We start from the raw sequence: 15,743 nt of genomic DNA, 5'->3' as shown, positions 1-15,743 counted from the left end.
CATGATGATGCGGTCGGAGACGCCCAGCGGTGCCGGCTGCCTTTGTCCGAGTACCCCTGGCCGTTCCGGGTCAGGCGAGCCAGATCTCCCGGACGGTGCGCAGCGGGTCGCGTTCCAGCCGCGGTTCGGCGCGCCAGCGCATCGTGGAGCGGCCGTCTCCGTACGCGGGCCAGGCGGTTCCGGGATCGAGGTCGCGCACGAAGGCGACCCAGGCCGCATGGACGGCGTCCGCCAGTGCCTGCGGCGGGCGGGCACCGAGGGCGGCCTCGACGCCCTCGGTGTGCAGGAGGTCGAAGGCGAAGGGCAGGTCGCTGCAGTGGTAGGCCTGGTCGGTCCGGCCGGGGGCACTACCGGACCAGTCGAACTGGTAGAGCCAGGTGGGGTGTTGGCGTTCGGTGCGGGCCTCGGCAACGGCCAGGGCGGGGGCGCGGAACAGCCAGTCGGTGATCGCGTCGCCGGCGGCCGCGTCCGGGTGCTCGGCGAGGAACCGTGCGGCTCGGCCGTCGTCCAGGCCCAAGTCGCCTAGCAGTCCGAGGAGTTCGTCCTCGGCGGCCGGCTCGGCCGCATCGGCCGGGGCGGCGAACTCGTGCGCGGTGAAGCCGAGCAGCAGCGGGACGTCCGCGTCGGCGAGCGCCTCCGGCACCGGGCGGGGCACCAACTCGCCGTCGGTGAAGGGTGCGAGGAGCAGCGCGGGCAGTTCGTCGCGGTCCGGGCCGGGGGCGTCGAGCGTGTCCTGGAGGGCGAGCAGTTCGGTGTCGGTGGCGTCCCGGAGGGCGGCCGCGGTGGCGGGCACGCCGGTGCGCTCGGCGAAGGCCCGGCTGACGGCCTCGGCGGTGTCCCGGTCCTGCGGGCGCATCACCGCGCCGGAGGCCGAGATCGCCGCGCGGAACAGGCCCCGGGCGGCCGGCGTGGCGAGAAGTGTCTGGACGGCGCCGCCGCCGGCCGACTGTCCGGCGATGGTGACCTTCGCGGGATCGCCGCCGAAGGAGGCGATGTTGTCCCGTACCCATTCCAGCGCCGCGATCCAGTCCCGTACGCCGCGGTTGTCGGGGGCGTCGGGCAGGTGGAGGAAGCCCTCGATGCCGAGCCGGTAGCCGATCGAGACCACGACCACGCCGTCCCGGTTGAAGGCCGCGCCGTCGTACCAGGGGCTCGCCGAGCAGCCGGCCACGAAGCCGCCGCCGTGGATCCAGACCAGTACCGGCAGGCCGGCCGCCGGGGCGAGCTCCGGGGTGAACACGTTGAGGTTGAGGGTGCCGGCGCCCGGGATGGTCGGTTCGGGGATGGTGGTGACCTCGCCGAACGGGCGGCGCTGGGCCGTCGGCCCGTAGGCGGTGGCGTCCAGCGCCTCGGCCCACGGCCGGGGCGGCACCGGGGCGGCGAACCGCAGTTCGCCGACCGGGGGTTGGGCGTACGGGATGCCCAGGAAGCGGACGCTGCCGTCGGCTCGGCGCTCGCCGCGCACCGGGCCCCGGCGGGTGGGGACGACCGGGTGCTGCTGAGGGGTCGGGGCGGTCATGCGGGTCCTCCGGTGGGGGTCACGGGCGCGGCGCCTCGTGGTCGGTGTGGTGCCGGAGCCGGTTCGGCTCCTGGGGGTCGGCCGTGCGGACACCGTAGGTCCGCTCGGGGGTGACGACGAGGAGTCCTCGGGCCACCGGTCTCAGGCCAGGCGTCCTTCGGAGCCGGTCGGGTCCAGGTCCAGACCGGCACCGTACGGGAAGACCGGGTCGACGGTGTCGTGGGGGACGTCCGGGCGGGAGGCCTCGACGGCGGCCATCGAGCGCGGCAGTTCGAAGGGCAGCCGCCCTTCGGCGCGGGCGCGGCCGAAGACGGCGTCGAGCATCGCCTCGTCGCTCGCGCCGTAGTCGGCGATCACGGCGGCGGCGCGCTCGGCGATCTCCGGGATGACGGCGGGCCGTTCGAGGTTGATCAGCACGACGGTGGGGACGGCGTCGAGCACCCGCAGGATCGCGGCGGACTCGGCCTCGGGGAAGTCGAGGTGGCCCGAGTGGAACATCGACTCGAAGCGGTTCGCCCGGTACTCGTACGGGGTGAACAGCCGCAGGACGGCGAGGTCGGCCTCGGCCGGGGTGGCGGCGAGGCGGCCGTAGCGGGAGACGGTCGCGCGGTCCAGGCCCTCGGTGTAGAGGCGGGGGGCGGTGCGCTTGACGGGCAGGGTGCGGTCGCGGTTGGTCAGGACGGTGAGCGAGCGGCGTTGGGCGGCGGCCCCGGCGGCCCGGAACTCGGCCTTGCCGACGGTCTCCTCGGCGGCGTCCGGGTCGACGTAGCGCCGGTCGTCGAAGAGCCCGAGGACGAACTTCTCGCGCAGCAGGCGCCGCACCGAGCGGTCGATCCGCTCCTCGGCGATCCGGCCGGAGCGCACCAGGTCGACGATCACCTCGGGGCACTCCTCGCCGCCGAACTGGTCCACCCCCGCGTCCAGCGCCTTGGCCGCGCGCTCGGCGACGGTGAGGTGTTCGACGCCCCATGCCCGGGCCTGGTGCGGCTCGCCGAAGATCTCGTCGTCGGTGAGCAGCCCCCAGTCGGTGCAGACGATGCCGTCGAAGCCGAGTTGCTCGCGGAGCAGGCCGGTGACCACGCTCCGGTTGAAGCCGAAGCCGACCTCCTCCCAGTCGGTGCCGATCGGCTGGCCGTAGTACGGCATCATCTGCGCGGCGCCGGCCGCGATGGCGGCGCGGAACGGCGCGAGGTGCAGTTCGCGCATCCCGCCGGGGTAGACCTGTTCCTTGCCGTGCGGGAAGTGCGGGTCCTCGCCGTCCTTCTGGGGGCCGCCGCCGGGGAAGTGCTTGACCATGGTGGCGACGCTGTCCTTGCCGAGGTGCTCGCCCTGGAAGCCGCGGATGTAGGACTGGACGAGTTCCGAGGTGAGCGCGGTGTCGGCGCCGAAGGTGCCCGTCTGGCGGGACCAGCGGGGCTCGGTGGCGAGGTCGATCTGCGGGTGCAGGGCGACTCGCAGCCCGACGGCCAGGTACTCCCGGCGGGCGATGTCGGCGAAGCGGTGGACCAGTTCGGGGTCGCGGACGGCGGCCAGGCCTATCGCCTCGGGCCAGGCGGAGAACGCTCCGGCGTGGATGGAGGCGCCGATGTTGAGGGTGAAGGAGTGCCGGGGGTCGGTGGAGACGGTGACGGGGATGCCGAGCCGGGTGTCGGCGGCGATCTCCTGCACGGCGTTGTGCCACTCGGCGAGCTGCCGGGGGGCCGCGGTGCCGACCAGGTTGAAGTGGTTCAGCCCCTGATCGTGGATCAGTCCGGTGGTGTCGGCGGGGAATTCGGTGTCGTCTCCGTCCGCCGCTTCGACCGGGCGGCCGTCCTGGTGCATCGGGATCATGGTGTGGAAGAGCAGGCCGGCCTTCTCCTCCAGGGTCATCCGGGCCAGCAGGTCGGTGACCCGCTCGTCGACGGGCCGGGACGGGTCCTGGTACGGGTGGACGGCGGCGGTGGTGGTGGTGCGCACGTGCGGGGTCTCCCAGGGAGGTTCGGGGCGGGCGGGCCCTCGGCGGACGGATCTTCAGCGGACGGTCTTGATCGGAGCCACCGCGAGCGCCCCGACGAGGATGATCAGCGCGGCGACCAGGTACAGCGCGTCGTAGCCGGCCGCGCCGACCACCAGTGAGGCCACGAAGGGCGCGATGATCTGCGGCCCGGCGTTGGCGATGTTCAGCACGCCGAGGTCGCGGGCGGCGTCGTCGGCGCTCGGCAGCACCAGGGTGACCAGCGCGGTGTCCACGGCCATGAAGCAGCCGAAGGCGATCCCGGCGAGCACGGTGTACAGCAGGATGCCGGTCCAGTCCGGGAGCAGTACCGGGACGGCCATGGTGGCGGCGGCCAGCACGCAGGAGACCGCGACGAACGGCTTGCGCCGCCCGAGCCGGTCGGAGAGCCAGCCGCCGAGGGCGGTGGCGGCGAGGGTGGAGACCGCGTCGATCGGCGCCAGCACGGCCTGGGCGCCGGCCGCGTCCATGCCGTCGGGCAGTTCGATGTGGTCCTGGAGGACGTAGAACTGGAACAGCGAGACCGCGAAGAAGCCGAGCATCATCAGGAACCGGCCGATGAACGCCCAGCGGAAGTCCGCGACCCGCAGTGTCGCGGCGAAGGCGAGGAGTTGACGGCGCAGCGGCACGGCTTCCACCGGCGGTAGCTTCTCCTCCCGGACCAGCACGGTGAACAGCACGGCGGTCAGGCCGATCACCGCGCCGATCACCAGGTAGCCGGTGCCGACGGAGTCCGGGACGTAGCGGGTGGCCAGGGTGACGCCGACGACCGAGCCGATCGGGGTGCCGATGCCGACCATCGCGGAGGCGAGCCCCCGGCGTTCGGCCGGTACGCGGTCGGGGACGATCGCGGTGAGTGCGGACTGGTAGACGTTCATCGCGGCCTGGACCAGGCACCAGGCGATGGTGACCAGCAGGATCGTGCGCACCTGCCCGAGCAGGGCGAGGGTGGCGAAGGCGGCGAGGCCGCCGCCGAGGATCCACGGGTTACGGCGGCGGGAGCGGTCGGAGAGCAGGCCGGCCAGCGGGTTGAAGAGGGTCGCGAAGACCGCGGCGACGCCGGAGACCAGGCCGAGGCTGCCCACTTTGCCGTCGGGGTCGAGCAGTTCGATCTGGGCGGGCAACAGGACCTGTCCGATGCCCAGGTAGACCAGGTACATGGCGGCGTTGCCGAGGGTGAGCATCGGCAGCAGCCGACGGCCGCCGGCGATCGGGGGCGGCTTCTCGGCCCCGTCTCTCCGGGCGCCGTCGGCGGTGTCGGTGGTGGTCATGACCGGCCTCCTGGGTGGCCACAGGTCCCGTGCGTCGGGAAGTCGGGGAGGGGCCCGGGGGCACGGCGCGGCTCGGCTCCGGTCGGCGGGCGGGTGGGGGCCGACCGGGCGGCTCAGGGCGCCGGCCCGGGTGCGCACACAGCGAACCATGAAAACCGAGTAGGCAGTAGGTTTTCAACCTGTGGCCCAGATCACACCTGACCTGGAGATGCGATCCAGTGGCTAAGGTGACAGTCATGGACGTCAAGGACGGGTCGGCGACCCGCGGCACGGGCAGGGGCTCGGCACGCGGCACGTACGCGGTGGGCGACGAGCGGCGCTCGCGCATCCTGGACGCCGCCGTCGAGCACTTCGCGCAGTGGGGCTTCCACGCCACCTCGCTCGCCCGGATCGCCAAGGACGTCGGCATCACCCAGGGCGGCCTGCTGCACCACTTCCGCACCAAGGAGGCCCTGCTGGTGTCGGTGCTGGAGGCGAGCGACGAGCACGACACCGAGCGGTTCTTCGCGCAGGAGTGCGCGACCGTCGCCGAGTGGTTCCACCGGCTGCTCGCCCTGACCGCCCACAACAGCCGCCGGCCGGGCCGCACCCGGATGTTCAACGCCCTGGTCGGCGAGTCCGGGGACCCGGACCACCCGGCGCACGCCTTCTTCGCCCGCCGCTACCGCACCCTGGTCGCCGACGCCGCGCAGTCGCTGCGCCGGGGGGTGGACAGCGGCGAGCTGCACGCCGACACCGACTGCGCGGCCGAGGCGCGGCAGCTGCTGGCGGTCATGGACGGGCTGCAGCTGCAGTGGGTGCTCGACCCGGAGTCGGTGGACATGACCGAGCAGTTGCGCCGATACCTGGACCGGCTGTACCGGGGGCTGTCCACCGCGGGCACGGGCCTGCCGCCGCATCCCGCCGGATCCTGACCGCACCACCACCAGCCCGGTCCTGATCGCACCACCACCAGCCCGGTCCTGATCGCACCACCACCAGCCGGGCGCCGAGGCGATCGCCACCCGGTTCCCGGACCGGATCAGCTCCCGTCCACCGAGCCGGGCGCGCTTATGTCAACGCCATTGACGTTGGGTCCGGCACGACGGTCTGATGGCGGCACACGGAGGCCCCGGGCCTCCGCGCACCGCAGCCATGCACCGAAGGAGCCACCGCCATGGCCGACCCCCTCCACGCCCTCCGGGACGCCCAGCCCGTACCGTTCTGGCTCGACCACCCCGACCGGCCCGCGCCTGCCCCCACCCTGGTCGGCGACGTGCGCTGCGACCTGCTCGTGGTGGGCGGCGGCTACAGCGGCCTGTGGACCGCGCTCATCGCCAAGGAGCGCGACCCCTCACTCGACGTCGTCCTCGTCGAAGCACAGGAGACCGGCTGGGCCGCCTCCGGCCGCAACGGCGGCTTCTGCGAGGCCAGCCTCACCCACGGCCTCGCCAACGGCCACCAGCGCTGGCCCGGCGAGCTCGACGCCCTGGAGCGGCTCGGCGCCGCCAACCTCCAGGCCATGGAGGACACCGTCAAGCGCCACGGCATCGACTGCGACTGGGAGCGCACCGGCTCCCTCGTCGTCGCCACCGAGCCCTACCAGGTCGACGGGCTGCACGAGTTCGCCGAACTCGCCGCCCGCTACGGCAGCCGGCTCGACTTCCTGGACCGCCCGGCCGTCCGCGCCGAGATCGACTCCCCCACCTTCCTCGGCGCCCTGTGGGACCGCGAGGGCGTCGCCATGCTCAACCCCGCCCGCCTCGCCTGGGGCCTCAGGCAGGCCTGCCTCGACCAGGGCGTGCGGATCTTCGAGCACACCCGCGCGACCGGCCTCACCGACTCCCCCCGCGGGATCACCGTCCGCACCCCGTACGGCCGCATCGGCGCCCGCCGCGTCGCACTCGCCACCAACGCCTTCCCCTCGCTGCTGCGCCGCCACCGCCCGTACACCGTGCCGGTCTACGACTACGCGCTGATGACCGAACCGCTGACCGAGGCGCAGCTCGCCTCGGTGGGCTGGCGGGGCCGCCAGGGCTTCTCCGACAGCGCCAACCACTTCCACTACGTCCGGCTCTCCGCCGACAACCGCATCCTGTTCGGCGGCTACGACGTGGTCCACCAGTACCGCGGCCGGGTACGCGCCGAACGCGACCAGCGGCCGGAGACCTTCGCCACCCTCGCCCGGCACTTCTTCCGGACCTTCCCCCAGCTGGAGGGCCTGCGCTTCACCCACGCCTGGGGCGGAGCCATCGACACCTGCACCCGGTTCAGCGCCTTCTTCGACCTCTCCCACGACGGCCGGGTCGCCTACGCCGCCGGCTACACCGGCCTCGGCGTCGGCGCCACCCGCTTCGGGGCCGAGGTGATGCTCGACCTCCTAGCCGGCGCCCGCACCGAACGCACCGCCCTGGAGATGGTCCGCCGCAAGCCGCTGCCCTTCCCGCCCGAGCCGGCCCGCTCAATCGGCATCGGCATCACCCAGTGGGCCCTCACCCGCGCCGACGCCGACGCCGGCCACCGCAACCTCTGGCTGCGCACCCTCGACCGCTTCGGCCTCGGCTTCGATTCCTGACCGGGCCATCGAGCCGCGAGCGCTCCGCGTGACGTCGGTTCACGGGACCGCCCGTCACGCGGGAGCCGAAAAGCCGGGCCGGGGACCGGGACCGACGACAGGTCGGTTCCGCTCCCCGACCCGGCTCTCAGCCTGCCCGCGCCGGGACCTCGAACGGCCCGGGCCTCCGCAGCACGCGGCGGCCCGGGCCCGAGGTCTTCCCCGCGGTCAGGAGGCGGCGGCCGCCAGCTGCTCCTCGAGGGCGGCCAGCGTCCGGTAGCAGTTCAGCACCTGGGCGATGGACGCGTTCGGCTCGCGGCCCTCGCGGATGGCGGCGACGAACTCGCGGTCCTGCAGCTCGATGCCGTCCATCGAGACGTCGACCCCACTCACATCGATCGGCACGTCGTTGCCGGTGAACAGGTCGTCGTAACGTGCGAGGTAGGTGCCGGTGTCGCCGATGTAGCGGAAGAAGGTGCCCAGCGGACCGTCGTTGTTGAAGGACAGCGACAACGTGCAGATGGCCCCGTTCTCCGCGCGCAGCTGGATGGACATGTCCATCGCAATGCCGAGTTCGGGGTGGATCGGTCCCTGGATCGCGTTGGCCTGCACGATCGGCGCCCCGGCCTGGTACGCGAACAGGTCGACGGTGTGCGCGGCGTGGTGCCACAGCAGGTGGTCCGTCCAGGAACGTGCCTGACCCAGTGCGTTGAGGTTCTCGCGGCGGAAGAAGTAGGTCTGCACGTCCATCTGCTGGATCCGGTAGTCCCCGGCCTGGATCCGCTGCCGCACCCACTGGTGGCTGGGGTTGAAGCGCCGGGTGTGTCCCACCATGGCGACCAGGCCGGTGCGTCGCTGCGCCGCGTCGCAGGCCTCGGCGTCGGCCGGCGAGTCGGCCAGCGGGATCTCGACCTGGACGTGCTTGCCCGCCTCCAGACAGGCGAGGGTCTGCCCGGCGTGCATCTGGGTGGGCGTCGCGAGGATCACCGCATCGACGTCGTCCATCGCCAGCACCTCCTCCAGCGTGGCGACGGCGCGGCCCACGGCCTGCTCCTCGGCGAACCGCCGCGCCTTCTCCAGGCTGCTGCTGACCACGGCGGTCACCTCGACGCCCTTGATCCGGCGCAGCGCGGCCGCGTGCTTGGCGCCGAAGGCGCCGCCGCCGACCAGGGCGATCCGGACGGTCTGCTCGTCGGTCATGTCGTCACTCCTTCGCGGCGGGCGTCTCGCCCACCGGGTGGTTCTCAAGGATCAGGTGGCCGACGGCGGTGTTGGACGCCGGCACGTGGTAGAAGCGGTGCTTGACCTCGATCTCGCCGCTTCCGTCGATGTCGCTCATCGCCCCTCGGGCGATCAGCCACATGACCAGCTCGATCCCCTCGGAGCCGGCCTCCTCGACGTACTCCAGGTGCGGCACCCGGGCCAGGCCCTCCGGGTCCGCGATCAGCCGGTCCAGGAAGGCGTTGTCCCACTCCCGGTTGATCAGGCCGGCGCGCGGCCCCTGGAGCTGGTGGCTCATGCCACCGGTGCCCCACACCTGGACGTTCAGCGGCCTGTCGTAGGACTCGATCGCCCTGCGCAGCGCCTGGCCGAGCCGGAAGCACCGCGCGCCCGAAGGCACCGGGTACTGCACCACGTTGACGTGGAACGGGATCACCTTGCACGGCCACCGCTCGACGTCGCCGAACATCAACGACAGCGGCACGGTCAGGCCGTGGTCGACGGTCATCTCGTTGGCGAGGGTGAGGTCGAAGTCGTCGCGGATCAGCGAGTGCGCGATGTGCGCGGCCAGCTCCGGGTCGCCCTCGATCCCGGGCACCGGCCTGGGTCCGTAGCCCTCGTCGGCGGTGGGGTAAACCGCGCCGGTGCCGAGCACGAAGGTCGGGATCATCGACAGGTCGAAGGTGGAGGCGTGGTCGTTGTAGACCAGGACGATCACGTCGGGGGCGTTGTCCCGTTCCCACTGCCTGGAGAACTCGTAGCCCTCGAAGACCGGCCGCCAGTAGGGCTCGTCGGTCTTGTGGTGGTCCATCGCCGCGCCGATCGCCGGTACGTGCGAGGTGAACACCGCGCCGGTGATGACGGCCTGTCCCCGCGGCGACCGCCGGTCGGTGTGCGCCGCTTCGAGGACGGCGTGGTCGATCCGGTTGCCGGCGACGGAGCGGCCGCCGGCGACCATCATGTCGCGGTAGTCCTGCTCGGTCATGCCGGTCATCGAGCCTGCCATCTGCTGGAACGACAGCCCCAGCGTCGCACCCCACTTGGCGAGGAAGTAGATGTTGCCGCCCTCGCGTATCGCGGCGTTGAGGTCGCGGTCGAGCAGCGCCTGCTTCTGTTCCTCCCGCAGTGGCCACGCGTCCAGGTAGGCGCGCTCGTCGGCGAGGTAGCGGTCCCGGTTCTCGGCCGTCATCAAGGACATGCAGAACTGGTTGAGGTGGTAGCCCTTGGCGGACTGCTCGGCGTCGAAGACGGTCGTCCCCGGGACCAGCTTGTAGCTCTTGTCCAGCGACATGGGTGGGTCCTCCGTTCGTGGGACGGTTCAGTCCGGTTCGGGCCAGTACAGGCGCGTCGGGTTGTCGACGAGGAGCCTGTGCCGAAGCTCCGGCGTCGGCGCGATGTGCGGCACGAAGTCGACGAGCAGGCCGTCGTCGGGCATGTGGTCGGTGAGGTTCGGGTGCGGCCAGTCGGTGCCCCACAGCACCCGGTCGGGGAACTCCTCGACCACGCGCCGGGCGAACGGGACGACGTCGCGGTAGGCCGTCCGCTCCCCGTCGAGGGCCGGCGGGCCGCTCACCGACAGCCGCTCCGGGCAGGTGACCTTGCACCAGATGTCGGGCCGGGCCCGCATGAAGTCCAGGAACTCCTCGAACTCCGGGCCGTGCGGGTCCTTGGTGACGTCGGGCCGGCCCATGTGGTCGACGACCAGCGGCACCGGGATCGAGAGGAGGAACTCGCGCAGGTCGGCGAGGTCGGCCGCCTCGAAGTAGACGACGACGTGCCAGCCGTACGGTCGGATCCGCTCGACGACGTCCCACAGGTCCTGCTGCGGCGCCGCGTCGACGAGCCGCTTAACGAAGTTGAACCGCACGCCGCGCACACCGGCCTCGTGCAGTTCCCGCACCTGCGCGTCGGGGATCCCGGGGCGCACCGTCGCCACCCCGCGGGCCAGGCCCCCCGATGCCCGCAGGGCGTCGACCATGGCGCTGTTGTCGGCGCCGTGGCAGGTCGCCTGGACCACGACGGTGCGGGCGAAGCCCAGGTGGTCGCGCAGCTCGAAGAGCTGGTCCCTGGACGCGTCGCACGGGGTGTACTTGCGTTCGGGGGCGTAGGGGAACTGCCCGCCGGGGCCGAAGACATGGCAGTGTGCATCGACCGCACCGGCGGGCAGTTCGTGTGCGGGGCTGCTGGGATCGGCGTACCAGTCCAGCCAGCCGGGGGTTTTCTCGAAGTCCATGAGCATCCTCAGTTCTGGTAGCGCAGCCCGAGCGCGGCCAGCGGGCCGCGCATGTCGTAGATGTCCAGGCCGAGTTCGCCCGCGCGGAACCTCGCGCGCTTGCCCGCCTCGCCCGCGTCGCGCCTGGCCGCCGCCTCGGCGACCTCGGCGGCCCGCTCACGCGGCACGACGACGACGCCGTCGCCGTCCGCGACGACGACGTCGCCGGGCCGGACCAGGGCGTTGGCGCAGACCACCGGCACGTTGACCGAGCCGAGGGTGGCCTTGACCGTGCCCTTGGCGTTGATCGACCGCGCGAAGACCGGGAAGTCCATCTCCTCGAGCTCGGCCACGTCGCGCACGCCGCCGTCGATGACCAGGCCCCGGCATCCCCGGGCGCGGAAGGAGGTGGCGAGCAGGTCTCCGAAGAAACCGTCCTCGCTCTCGGTCGTGCAGGCGGCGACGACGACGTCGCCCTCGCGGATCTGCTCCGCGGCGACGTGGAGCATCCAGTTGTCGCCGGGTTGCAGCAACACGGTCACGGCCGTGCCGCACGTGCGCGCCGTCGGGTAGACCGGACGCAGGTAGGGGCGCATCAGTCCGACCCGGCCCATCGCCTCGTGGATCGTCGCGACGCCGAACTCCGACAGCGCGGCGACGGTCTCGGGGTCGGCGCGGGTGATCGCCGTGTGGACGACACCGATCTCGGTGTGTTCCATGCCTTCTTCTCCTCGGGTCAGCGGCCGGCGGCGAGGCGCGCGGCGAGGCGGGGGTAGACGCGCAGGGCGTTGCCGGCGTAGACGGCCGCCCGCTCCTCGTCCGAGAGGTTCGGCGTCGCGTCGACGTACCGCTTCGTGTCGTCGAAGTGGTGGCCGGTGCGCGGGTCGATGTCGCGGACCGCGCCGATCATCTCGCTGGCGAAGAGGACCGACCGGCTGGGGATCACCCGGGTCAGCAGGTCGATGCCGGGCTGGTGGTAGACGCAGGTGTCGAAGAGGACGTTGTCCAGCAGCGTCTCCGGGTCCGGCCTGCCGAGCGCCATCGCCAGGCCGCGGAACCGCCCCCAGTGGTAGGGCACCGCGCCGCCGCCGTGCGGGATCACGAACCGCAGCGTCGGGAAGTCGGCGAACAGGTCGCCCTGGACCAGCTGCATGAACGCCGTGGTGTCGGCGTTGAGGTAGTGGGCACCGGTGGTGTGGAAGGCCGGGTTGCACGAGGTGCTGACGTGGATCATGGCGGGGATGTCGTACTCGGCCATCGCCTCGTAGACCGGGTACCAGCTGCGGTCGGTCAACGGCGGTGCGGTCCACCGGCCGCCCGACGGGTCGGGGTTGAGGTTGACCGTCACCGCACCGAGCTCCTCGACGGCGCGGCGCAGCTCGGGCAGGCAGGTGGCGGGGTCGGCGCCGGGCGACTGCGGGAGCATCGCGCCCATCGCGAAGCGGTCGGGGTAGAGCGTGCTGACGCGGTGGACCAGGTCGTTGCAGATCCGTGCCCACACCGAGGAGACCGCGAAGTCGCCGATGTGATGGGCCATGAAGCTGGCCCGCGGGGAGAAGATCGTCAGGTCGCTGCCGCGCTCGTCCATGAGCCGCAGCTGGTTGCCCTCGATCGCCTGGCGCAGGTCGTCGTCGGTGATGACCAGGTCGTCGGGGTCGGGTGCGTCGCCGGCGGAGCCGGCCGCCGCCACCTGCCGGTCCCGCCACTGCGCCAACTGCGGTGGTGCGGTGGTGAAGTGACCGTGACAGTCGATGATCATGTGTGCTCTCCTGAAGGGCGTCCGGGTCAGTCCCGGGCGGCGGTGGGCCAGCCGGTGTACTGCTCGGCGAGGAAGGTGCGGCCGGCCCGGGTGCCCACCGCGTTGTCGAGCTCGCCGAGCTGACGCCGCAGGTCGAACGGCGTGGCGCCGGGCGCGGTGTGCAGCAGCCGGGTCATCCAGTACGAGAAGTTCTGTGCCCGCCAGACCCGTTGGAGGGCGCGCGGCTGGTAGTCGTCCAGCGCGGCCGCGCCCTCGCTGCCGAGCGCCCGCAGCAGCACACCGGCGAGCACCTTCACGTCGTGCAGCGCCAGGTTCAGCCCGCGGGCGCCGGTCGGGGGCACGGTGTGCGCGGCGTCGCCCGCCAGCGCCATCGAGCCCCAGCGCATCGGCTCCTGCACGAACGAGCGGAACCGCAGCACCGTCTTCTCCAGGATCGGCCCCTCCTTGAGCCGGAAGCCGTCCTCGCCGGCCACCCGGGCCTGGAGCGTCTCCCAGATGCGGTCGTCCGACCAGGCCTCCACGGGCTCGTCGGGGGCGCACTGGAAGTACATCCGCTGCACGGTCGGGGTGCGCTGGCTGATCAGCGCGAACCCGTGCTCGGAGTGGGCGTAGACCAGCTCGGGTGCGCTCATCGGCGCCTGGGCCATGATGCCGAACCACGCGAAGGGGTACTCCTTGCCGTAGCGCACCCGCCGGTCCTCGGGCACCAGGTCGCGGCACATGCTGCGCGACCCGTCCGCGCCGACCACGTACCGCGCCCGGACTTCGTGGCGGGTCCCGTCGGGCGCGGTCCAGCGGACCCGGGGAGCGTCGGTCGTCACGTCGAGGGCCTCGGTCTCCCTGACACCGAAGTGGACCGTGCCGCCGTCGCGTTCCCGGGCGTCGGCCAGGTCGACGAACACGTCGGTCTGCGGGTAGAGCCACACCGACGCGCCGACCAGCTTCTTGAAGTCGACGCGGTACGGCCGGCCGCCGAACCGGAGCTCGACGCCCTCGTGCTCGTGACCGTCGAGCAGGATCCGCTCGGAGACACCGGTCTCCACCAGGTCCCGGGCCGCGTCGGCTTCGAGGATGCCGGCCCGGTGCGTCGTCTCGATCTCGTGCCGGGTGCGGGTGTCGAGCACGATCGTCTCGACTCCGGCGCGCCCGAGCAGGTGGGCCAGCATCAGTCCGGCCGGGCCGGCCCCGACGACGGCGACTGGGACCGAGGCAACGGTGTCGACGATGGCATCGGCCATGGCATCTCCTGAACGGTGGCGCGGGGTTTCGAACACCCCGAACGCTCGCATCCGGGCCCTCGACCGGTCGCCCCCCTTTCCGTCAGGCGGAAACCGCCCCGGGTTTCAGACCGCCGTCCGGGCCCGCCTGCCGAGTTCCTCGGAGATCCCCCGCACCGCCCTCAGCAGCGGCTCGCGCAGCCCGCGCGCCCGGCTCGCGCCCCGCGCCGCGACGACGATCCCCAAGGCGGCGCTCACCGGGCCGGACCGGCCGATCCGCACCGGCGCGGCCACCGCGACGGAGCGCTCCGAGAGCTGCCGGTCACTGACGAAGACCTGCTCGCGGCGGATCCGGTCCAGCTGCGCCCGCAGCGCCTTCGGGTCGGTGACGGTGTGCGGGGTCCACGCCCGGAGCGGCGATCCGAGCACCTCCTCCTGGATCTCCCGGGGCGCGTGCGCCAGCAGCACCCGCCCCATCCCGGTGGAGACGACGGGGAACCGGGACCCGACCATCGTGACCACCTCCACCGACCGGTGCCCCGCGATCCGTTCCACGAAGACCAGCTCCGTGCCCTCGCGCACCGCGAGCTGGACGTTCTCATGGGTCGCCTCGTAGAGGTCCTGCATGAACGGCAGCGCCGAATCGCGCAGGATCTGGGTCCGGGGACACCCCGAGGCGATCTCCCACAGGCGCAGCCCGACGTGCCACGACCCGTCCTCCGCGCGCTCGAGCGCTCCCCACCCCGCCAGCTCCGTGATCACTCGGTGCGTGGTGCTCAAGGCCATGCCCGTACGCTGAGCGATCTCCGACAGTGTCTGCGACGGGTGCTCACGGTCGAAGGTCGAGAGGACCTCAAGGACCTTGCCGGCTGCCGTACTTCGGGTTGTGCTCATCCGGCCAGTGTCGCAGACCGGCGTCGGGCCCCCTGATCGCACGTCGTACCATCTGCCGAACTCAAGGAGGCGATGTGAACCAGGAGATCTCCGGGCTGTCCTCGATGGCGACACGGCCGATCCTGACCGACCTTTCCGAACACATCCGACACACCCACGGCACCGCCGTGCGCTTCGACTCCGCCGGCGGGGTCGAGATCGCTCGGCGGGTGCGCGAGGGCGCCGAGGCCGATCTGCTCGTCCTCGCCGAGGGAGCACTGACCGAACTGGAGGAGGAGGGGCACCTCCTGGGGGGCACGGCGCGCCCGCTGTGGGTCTCCCAGGTCGTCGCCGCCGTCCCGGACGGAACGCCGGTTCCGGCCTTCGACGCGGAATCCGACCTGCGAGCCGCTCTCCTGTCCGCGGCGAGGATCGCGTACTCCACCGGTCCCAGCGGGACGGCTCTCGTCGCACTGGTCACCCGGCTGGGGCTTGCCGACGCGCTGTCGGACCGGCTCGTCCAGGCACCGGCGGGGGTGCCCGCCGGCAGCCTGCTCTCGTCCGGCCGGGCCGACCTGGCCTTCCAGCAGCACAGCGAGCTGATGGACCTGCCAGGCGTCGTCGTCGTCGGCCCGCTGCCGGGCGACACCAGGATCGACTCGGTCTTCGGCGGCGCCGTACTGGCCTCCTCCGTCCGACCGGACCGTGCCCGCGAGGTCCTCGACCTCCTCGGTTCCGACGCGGCGTCGGGGATCGCCCGCGCCAGGGGCATGCGGGCGTTCGGGCAGCAGAGCTGACGCGGCGCTCCGAGGCGGCGACCGGGGTCGGCGGACGGTCGTCCGGCCGCCGACCCCGGTCTTCTTATGACAACAGCATTGACGTTTCATGTCGCCCCCGGTTTCATGACTCGCACTTCCCCCACCCCCGCCGCCACCAGCAGCATCGGGATCGGCCCGGGCTCGATGGCCGGGGTGGTCGGCCTGCGCCTGCCGGCGGTCGTACACCTCGTCGACGGTCGGCGTCACGTGCCCGCCGCCGCCCGCACCGGACGGCGGCGGACGACGAGGTCCACCCCGGCCGGACCATCCCCCCTGCCCCGGTACGGGCAGGTGCATCCGCGGTGCCCGACCGCCAGCGAATTGAGG

The 15,743-nt window shown here is 72.5% G+C and carries 13 protein-coding genes; 3 read left to right on the top strand and 10 right to left on the bottom strand.

The genetic code is table 11. From position 1 onward, the window contains the following. Window positions 1-70: 70 nt before the first annotated feature. The 3 genes from ACGF0D_RS09440 to ACGF0D_RS09430 form a co-directional block, all read right to left on the bottom strand. Window positions 71-1,519 (bottom strand): carboxylesterase/lipase family protein, encoded by a 1,449-nt coding sequence (locus ACGF0D_RS09440; protein ID WP_392914482.1) that lies wholly within the window; start codon window positions 1,517-1,519, stop codon window positions 71-73. A gap of 141 nt (window positions 1,520-1,660) precedes the next feature. Beyond that, a complete protein-coding gene (locus ACGF0D_RS09435; protein ID WP_392914481.1) occupies window positions 1,661-3,475 on the bottom strand; it encodes a glycoside hydrolase family 3 protein in 1,815 nt (604 codons plus the stop codon). Window positions 3,476-3,529: 54 nt separating this feature from the next. Next, the gene (locus ACGF0D_RS09430; protein WP_392914480.1) at window positions 3,530-4,783 is read right to left on the bottom strand and encodes an MFS transporter; all 1,254 of its coding nucleotides are present in this window, start codon (window positions 4,781-4,783) and stop codon (window positions 3,530-3,532) included. A gap of 236 nt (window positions 4,784-5,019) precedes the next feature. Between ACGF0D_RS09430 and ACGF0D_RS09425 the strand changes: the two genes are divergently transcribed. Continuing rightward, the gene (locus tag ACGF0D_RS09425; RefSeq protein WP_392914479.1) at window positions 5,020-5,697 is read left to right on the top strand and encodes a TetR/AcrR family transcriptional regulator; all 678 of its coding nucleotides are present in this window, start codon (window positions 5,020-5,022) and stop codon (window positions 5,695-5,697) included. 242 nt (window positions 5,698-5,939) lie between these two features. Further along, window positions 5,940-7,337, top strand: a complete 1,398-nt coding sequence (locus ACGF0D_RS09420) for an NAD(P)/FAD-dependent oxidoreductase (protein ID WP_392914478.1) — start codon at window positions 5,940-5,942, stop codon at window positions 7,335-7,337. A gap of 207 nt (window positions 7,338-7,544) precedes the next feature. Here the strand turns inward: ACGF0D_RS09420 and ACGF0D_RS09415 are convergent, their stop codons facing one another. The 7 genes from ACGF0D_RS09415 to ACGF0D_RS09385 form a co-directional block, all read right to left on the bottom strand. Then, a complete protein-coding gene (locus tag ACGF0D_RS09415) occupies window positions 7,545-8,516 on the bottom strand; it encodes a Gfo/Idh/MocA family oxidoreductase (RefSeq protein ID WP_392914477.1) in 972 nt (323 codons plus the stop codon). Between the two features lie 4 nt (window positions 8,517-8,520). Continuing rightward, window positions 8,521-9,828 (bottom strand): protocatechuate 4,5-dioxygenase subunit alpha, encoded by a 1,308-nt coding sequence (gene ligA, locus ACGF0D_RS09410; RefSeq protein WP_392914476.1) that lies wholly within the window; start codon window positions 9,826-9,828, stop codon window positions 8,521-8,523. Window positions 9,829-9,855: 27 nt separating this feature from the next. Then, window positions 9,856-10,776 carry an amidohydrolase family protein gene (locus ACGF0D_RS09405; RefSeq protein WP_392914475.1) on the bottom strand — a complete coding sequence of 307 codons (921 nt, stop codon included), beginning with the start codon at window positions 10,774-10,776 and terminating at the stop codon, window positions 9,856-9,858. A 2-nt stretch (window positions 10,777-10,778) separates the two neighbouring features. Further along, the gene (ligK, locus tag ACGF0D_RS09400) at window positions 10,779-11,468 is read right to left on the bottom strand and encodes a 4-carboxy-4-hydroxy-2-oxoadipate aldolase/oxaloacetate decarboxylase (protein ID WP_392914474.1); all 690 of its coding nucleotides are present in this window, start codon (window positions 11,466-11,468) and stop codon (window positions 10,779-10,781) included. 17 nt (window positions 11,469-11,485) lie between these two features. Then, entirely contained in the window at window positions 11,486-12,508 is a 1,023-nt protein-coding gene (locus tag ACGF0D_RS09395; RefSeq protein WP_392880705.1) for an amidohydrolase family protein, read from the bottom strand. Between the two features lie 26 nt (window positions 12,509-12,534). Then, window positions 12,535-13,746, bottom strand: a complete 1,212-nt coding sequence (locus tag ACGF0D_RS09390; protein ID WP_392914473.1) for a 4-hydroxybenzoate 3-monooxygenase — start codon at window positions 13,744-13,746, stop codon at window positions 12,535-12,537. Between the two features lie 105 nt (window positions 13,747-13,851). Next, window positions 13,852-14,619: an IclR family transcriptional regulator gene (locus tag ACGF0D_RS09385; RefSeq protein WP_392880700.1), complete on the bottom strand. Its 768-nt coding sequence runs from the start codon at window positions 14,617-14,619 to the stop codon at window positions 13,852-13,854. Window positions 14,620-14,693: 74 nt separating this feature from the next. On the opposite strand from ACGF0D_RS09385, the gene ACGF0D_RS09380 reads away from it, so the two are divergent. Further along, window positions 14,694-15,395: a substrate-binding domain-containing protein gene (locus tag ACGF0D_RS09380; RefSeq protein WP_392914472.1), complete on the top strand. Its 702-nt coding sequence runs from the start codon at window positions 14,694-14,696 to the stop codon at window positions 15,393-15,395. Window positions 15,396-15,743: the final 348 nt, after the last annotated feature.

The organism is Kitasatospora sp. NPDC048298, from assembly GCF_043201465.1.
In the GTDB taxonomy this organism is placed as follows: domain Bacteria; phylum Actinomycetota; class Actinomycetes; order Streptomycetales; family Streptomycetaceae; genus Kitasatospora.
This window is presented reverse-complemented; position numbering and strand designations above follow the sequence as displayed.

Excerpts from the sequence above, each read along its gene's own strand:
- ACGF0D_RS09440 (WP_392914482.1), bottom strand. The coding sequence starts at position 1,519 with ATGACCGCCCCGACCCCTCAGCAGCACCCGGTCGTCCCCACCCGCCGG.
- ACGF0D_RS09430 (WP_392914480.1), bottom strand. The coding sequence starts at position 4,783 with ATGACCACCACCGACACCGCCGACGGCGCCCGGAGAGACGGGGCCGAG.
- ACGF0D_RS09425 (WP_392914479.1), top strand. The coding sequence starts at position 5,020 with ATGGACGTCAAGGACGGGTCGGCGACCCGCGGCACGGGCAGGGGCTCG.
- ACGF0D_RS09420 (WP_392914478.1), top strand. The coding sequence starts at position 5,940 with ATGGCCGACCCCCTCCACGCCCTCCGGGACGCCCAGCCCGTACCGTTC.
- ACGF0D_RS09415 (WP_392914477.1), bottom strand. The coding sequence starts at position 8,516 with ATGACCGACGAGCAGACCGTCCGGATCGCCCTGGTCGGCGGCGGCGCC.
- ligA (WP_392914476.1), bottom strand. The coding sequence starts at position 9,828 with ATGTCGCTGGACAAGAGCTACAAGCTGGTCCCGGGGACGACCGTCTTC.
- ACGF0D_RS09405 (WP_392914475.1), bottom strand. The coding sequence starts at position 10,776 with ATGCTCATGGACTTCGAGAAAACCCCCGGCTGGCTGGACTGGTACGCC.
- ligK (WP_392914474.1), bottom strand. The coding sequence starts at position 11,468 with ATGGAACACACCGAGATCGGTGTCGTCCACACGGCGATCACCCGCGCC.
- ACGF0D_RS09395 (WP_392880705.1), bottom strand. The coding sequence starts at position 12,508 with ATGATCATCGACTGTCACGGTCACTTCACCACCGCACCACCGCAGTTG.
- ACGF0D_RS09390 (WP_392914473.1), bottom strand. The coding sequence starts at position 13,746 with ATGGCCGATGCCATCGTCGACACCGTTGCCTCGGTCCCAGTCGCCGTC.
- ACGF0D_RS09385 (WP_392880700.1), bottom strand. The coding sequence starts at position 14,619 with ATGAGCACAACCCGAAGTACGGCAGCCGGCAAGGTCCTTGAGGTCCTC.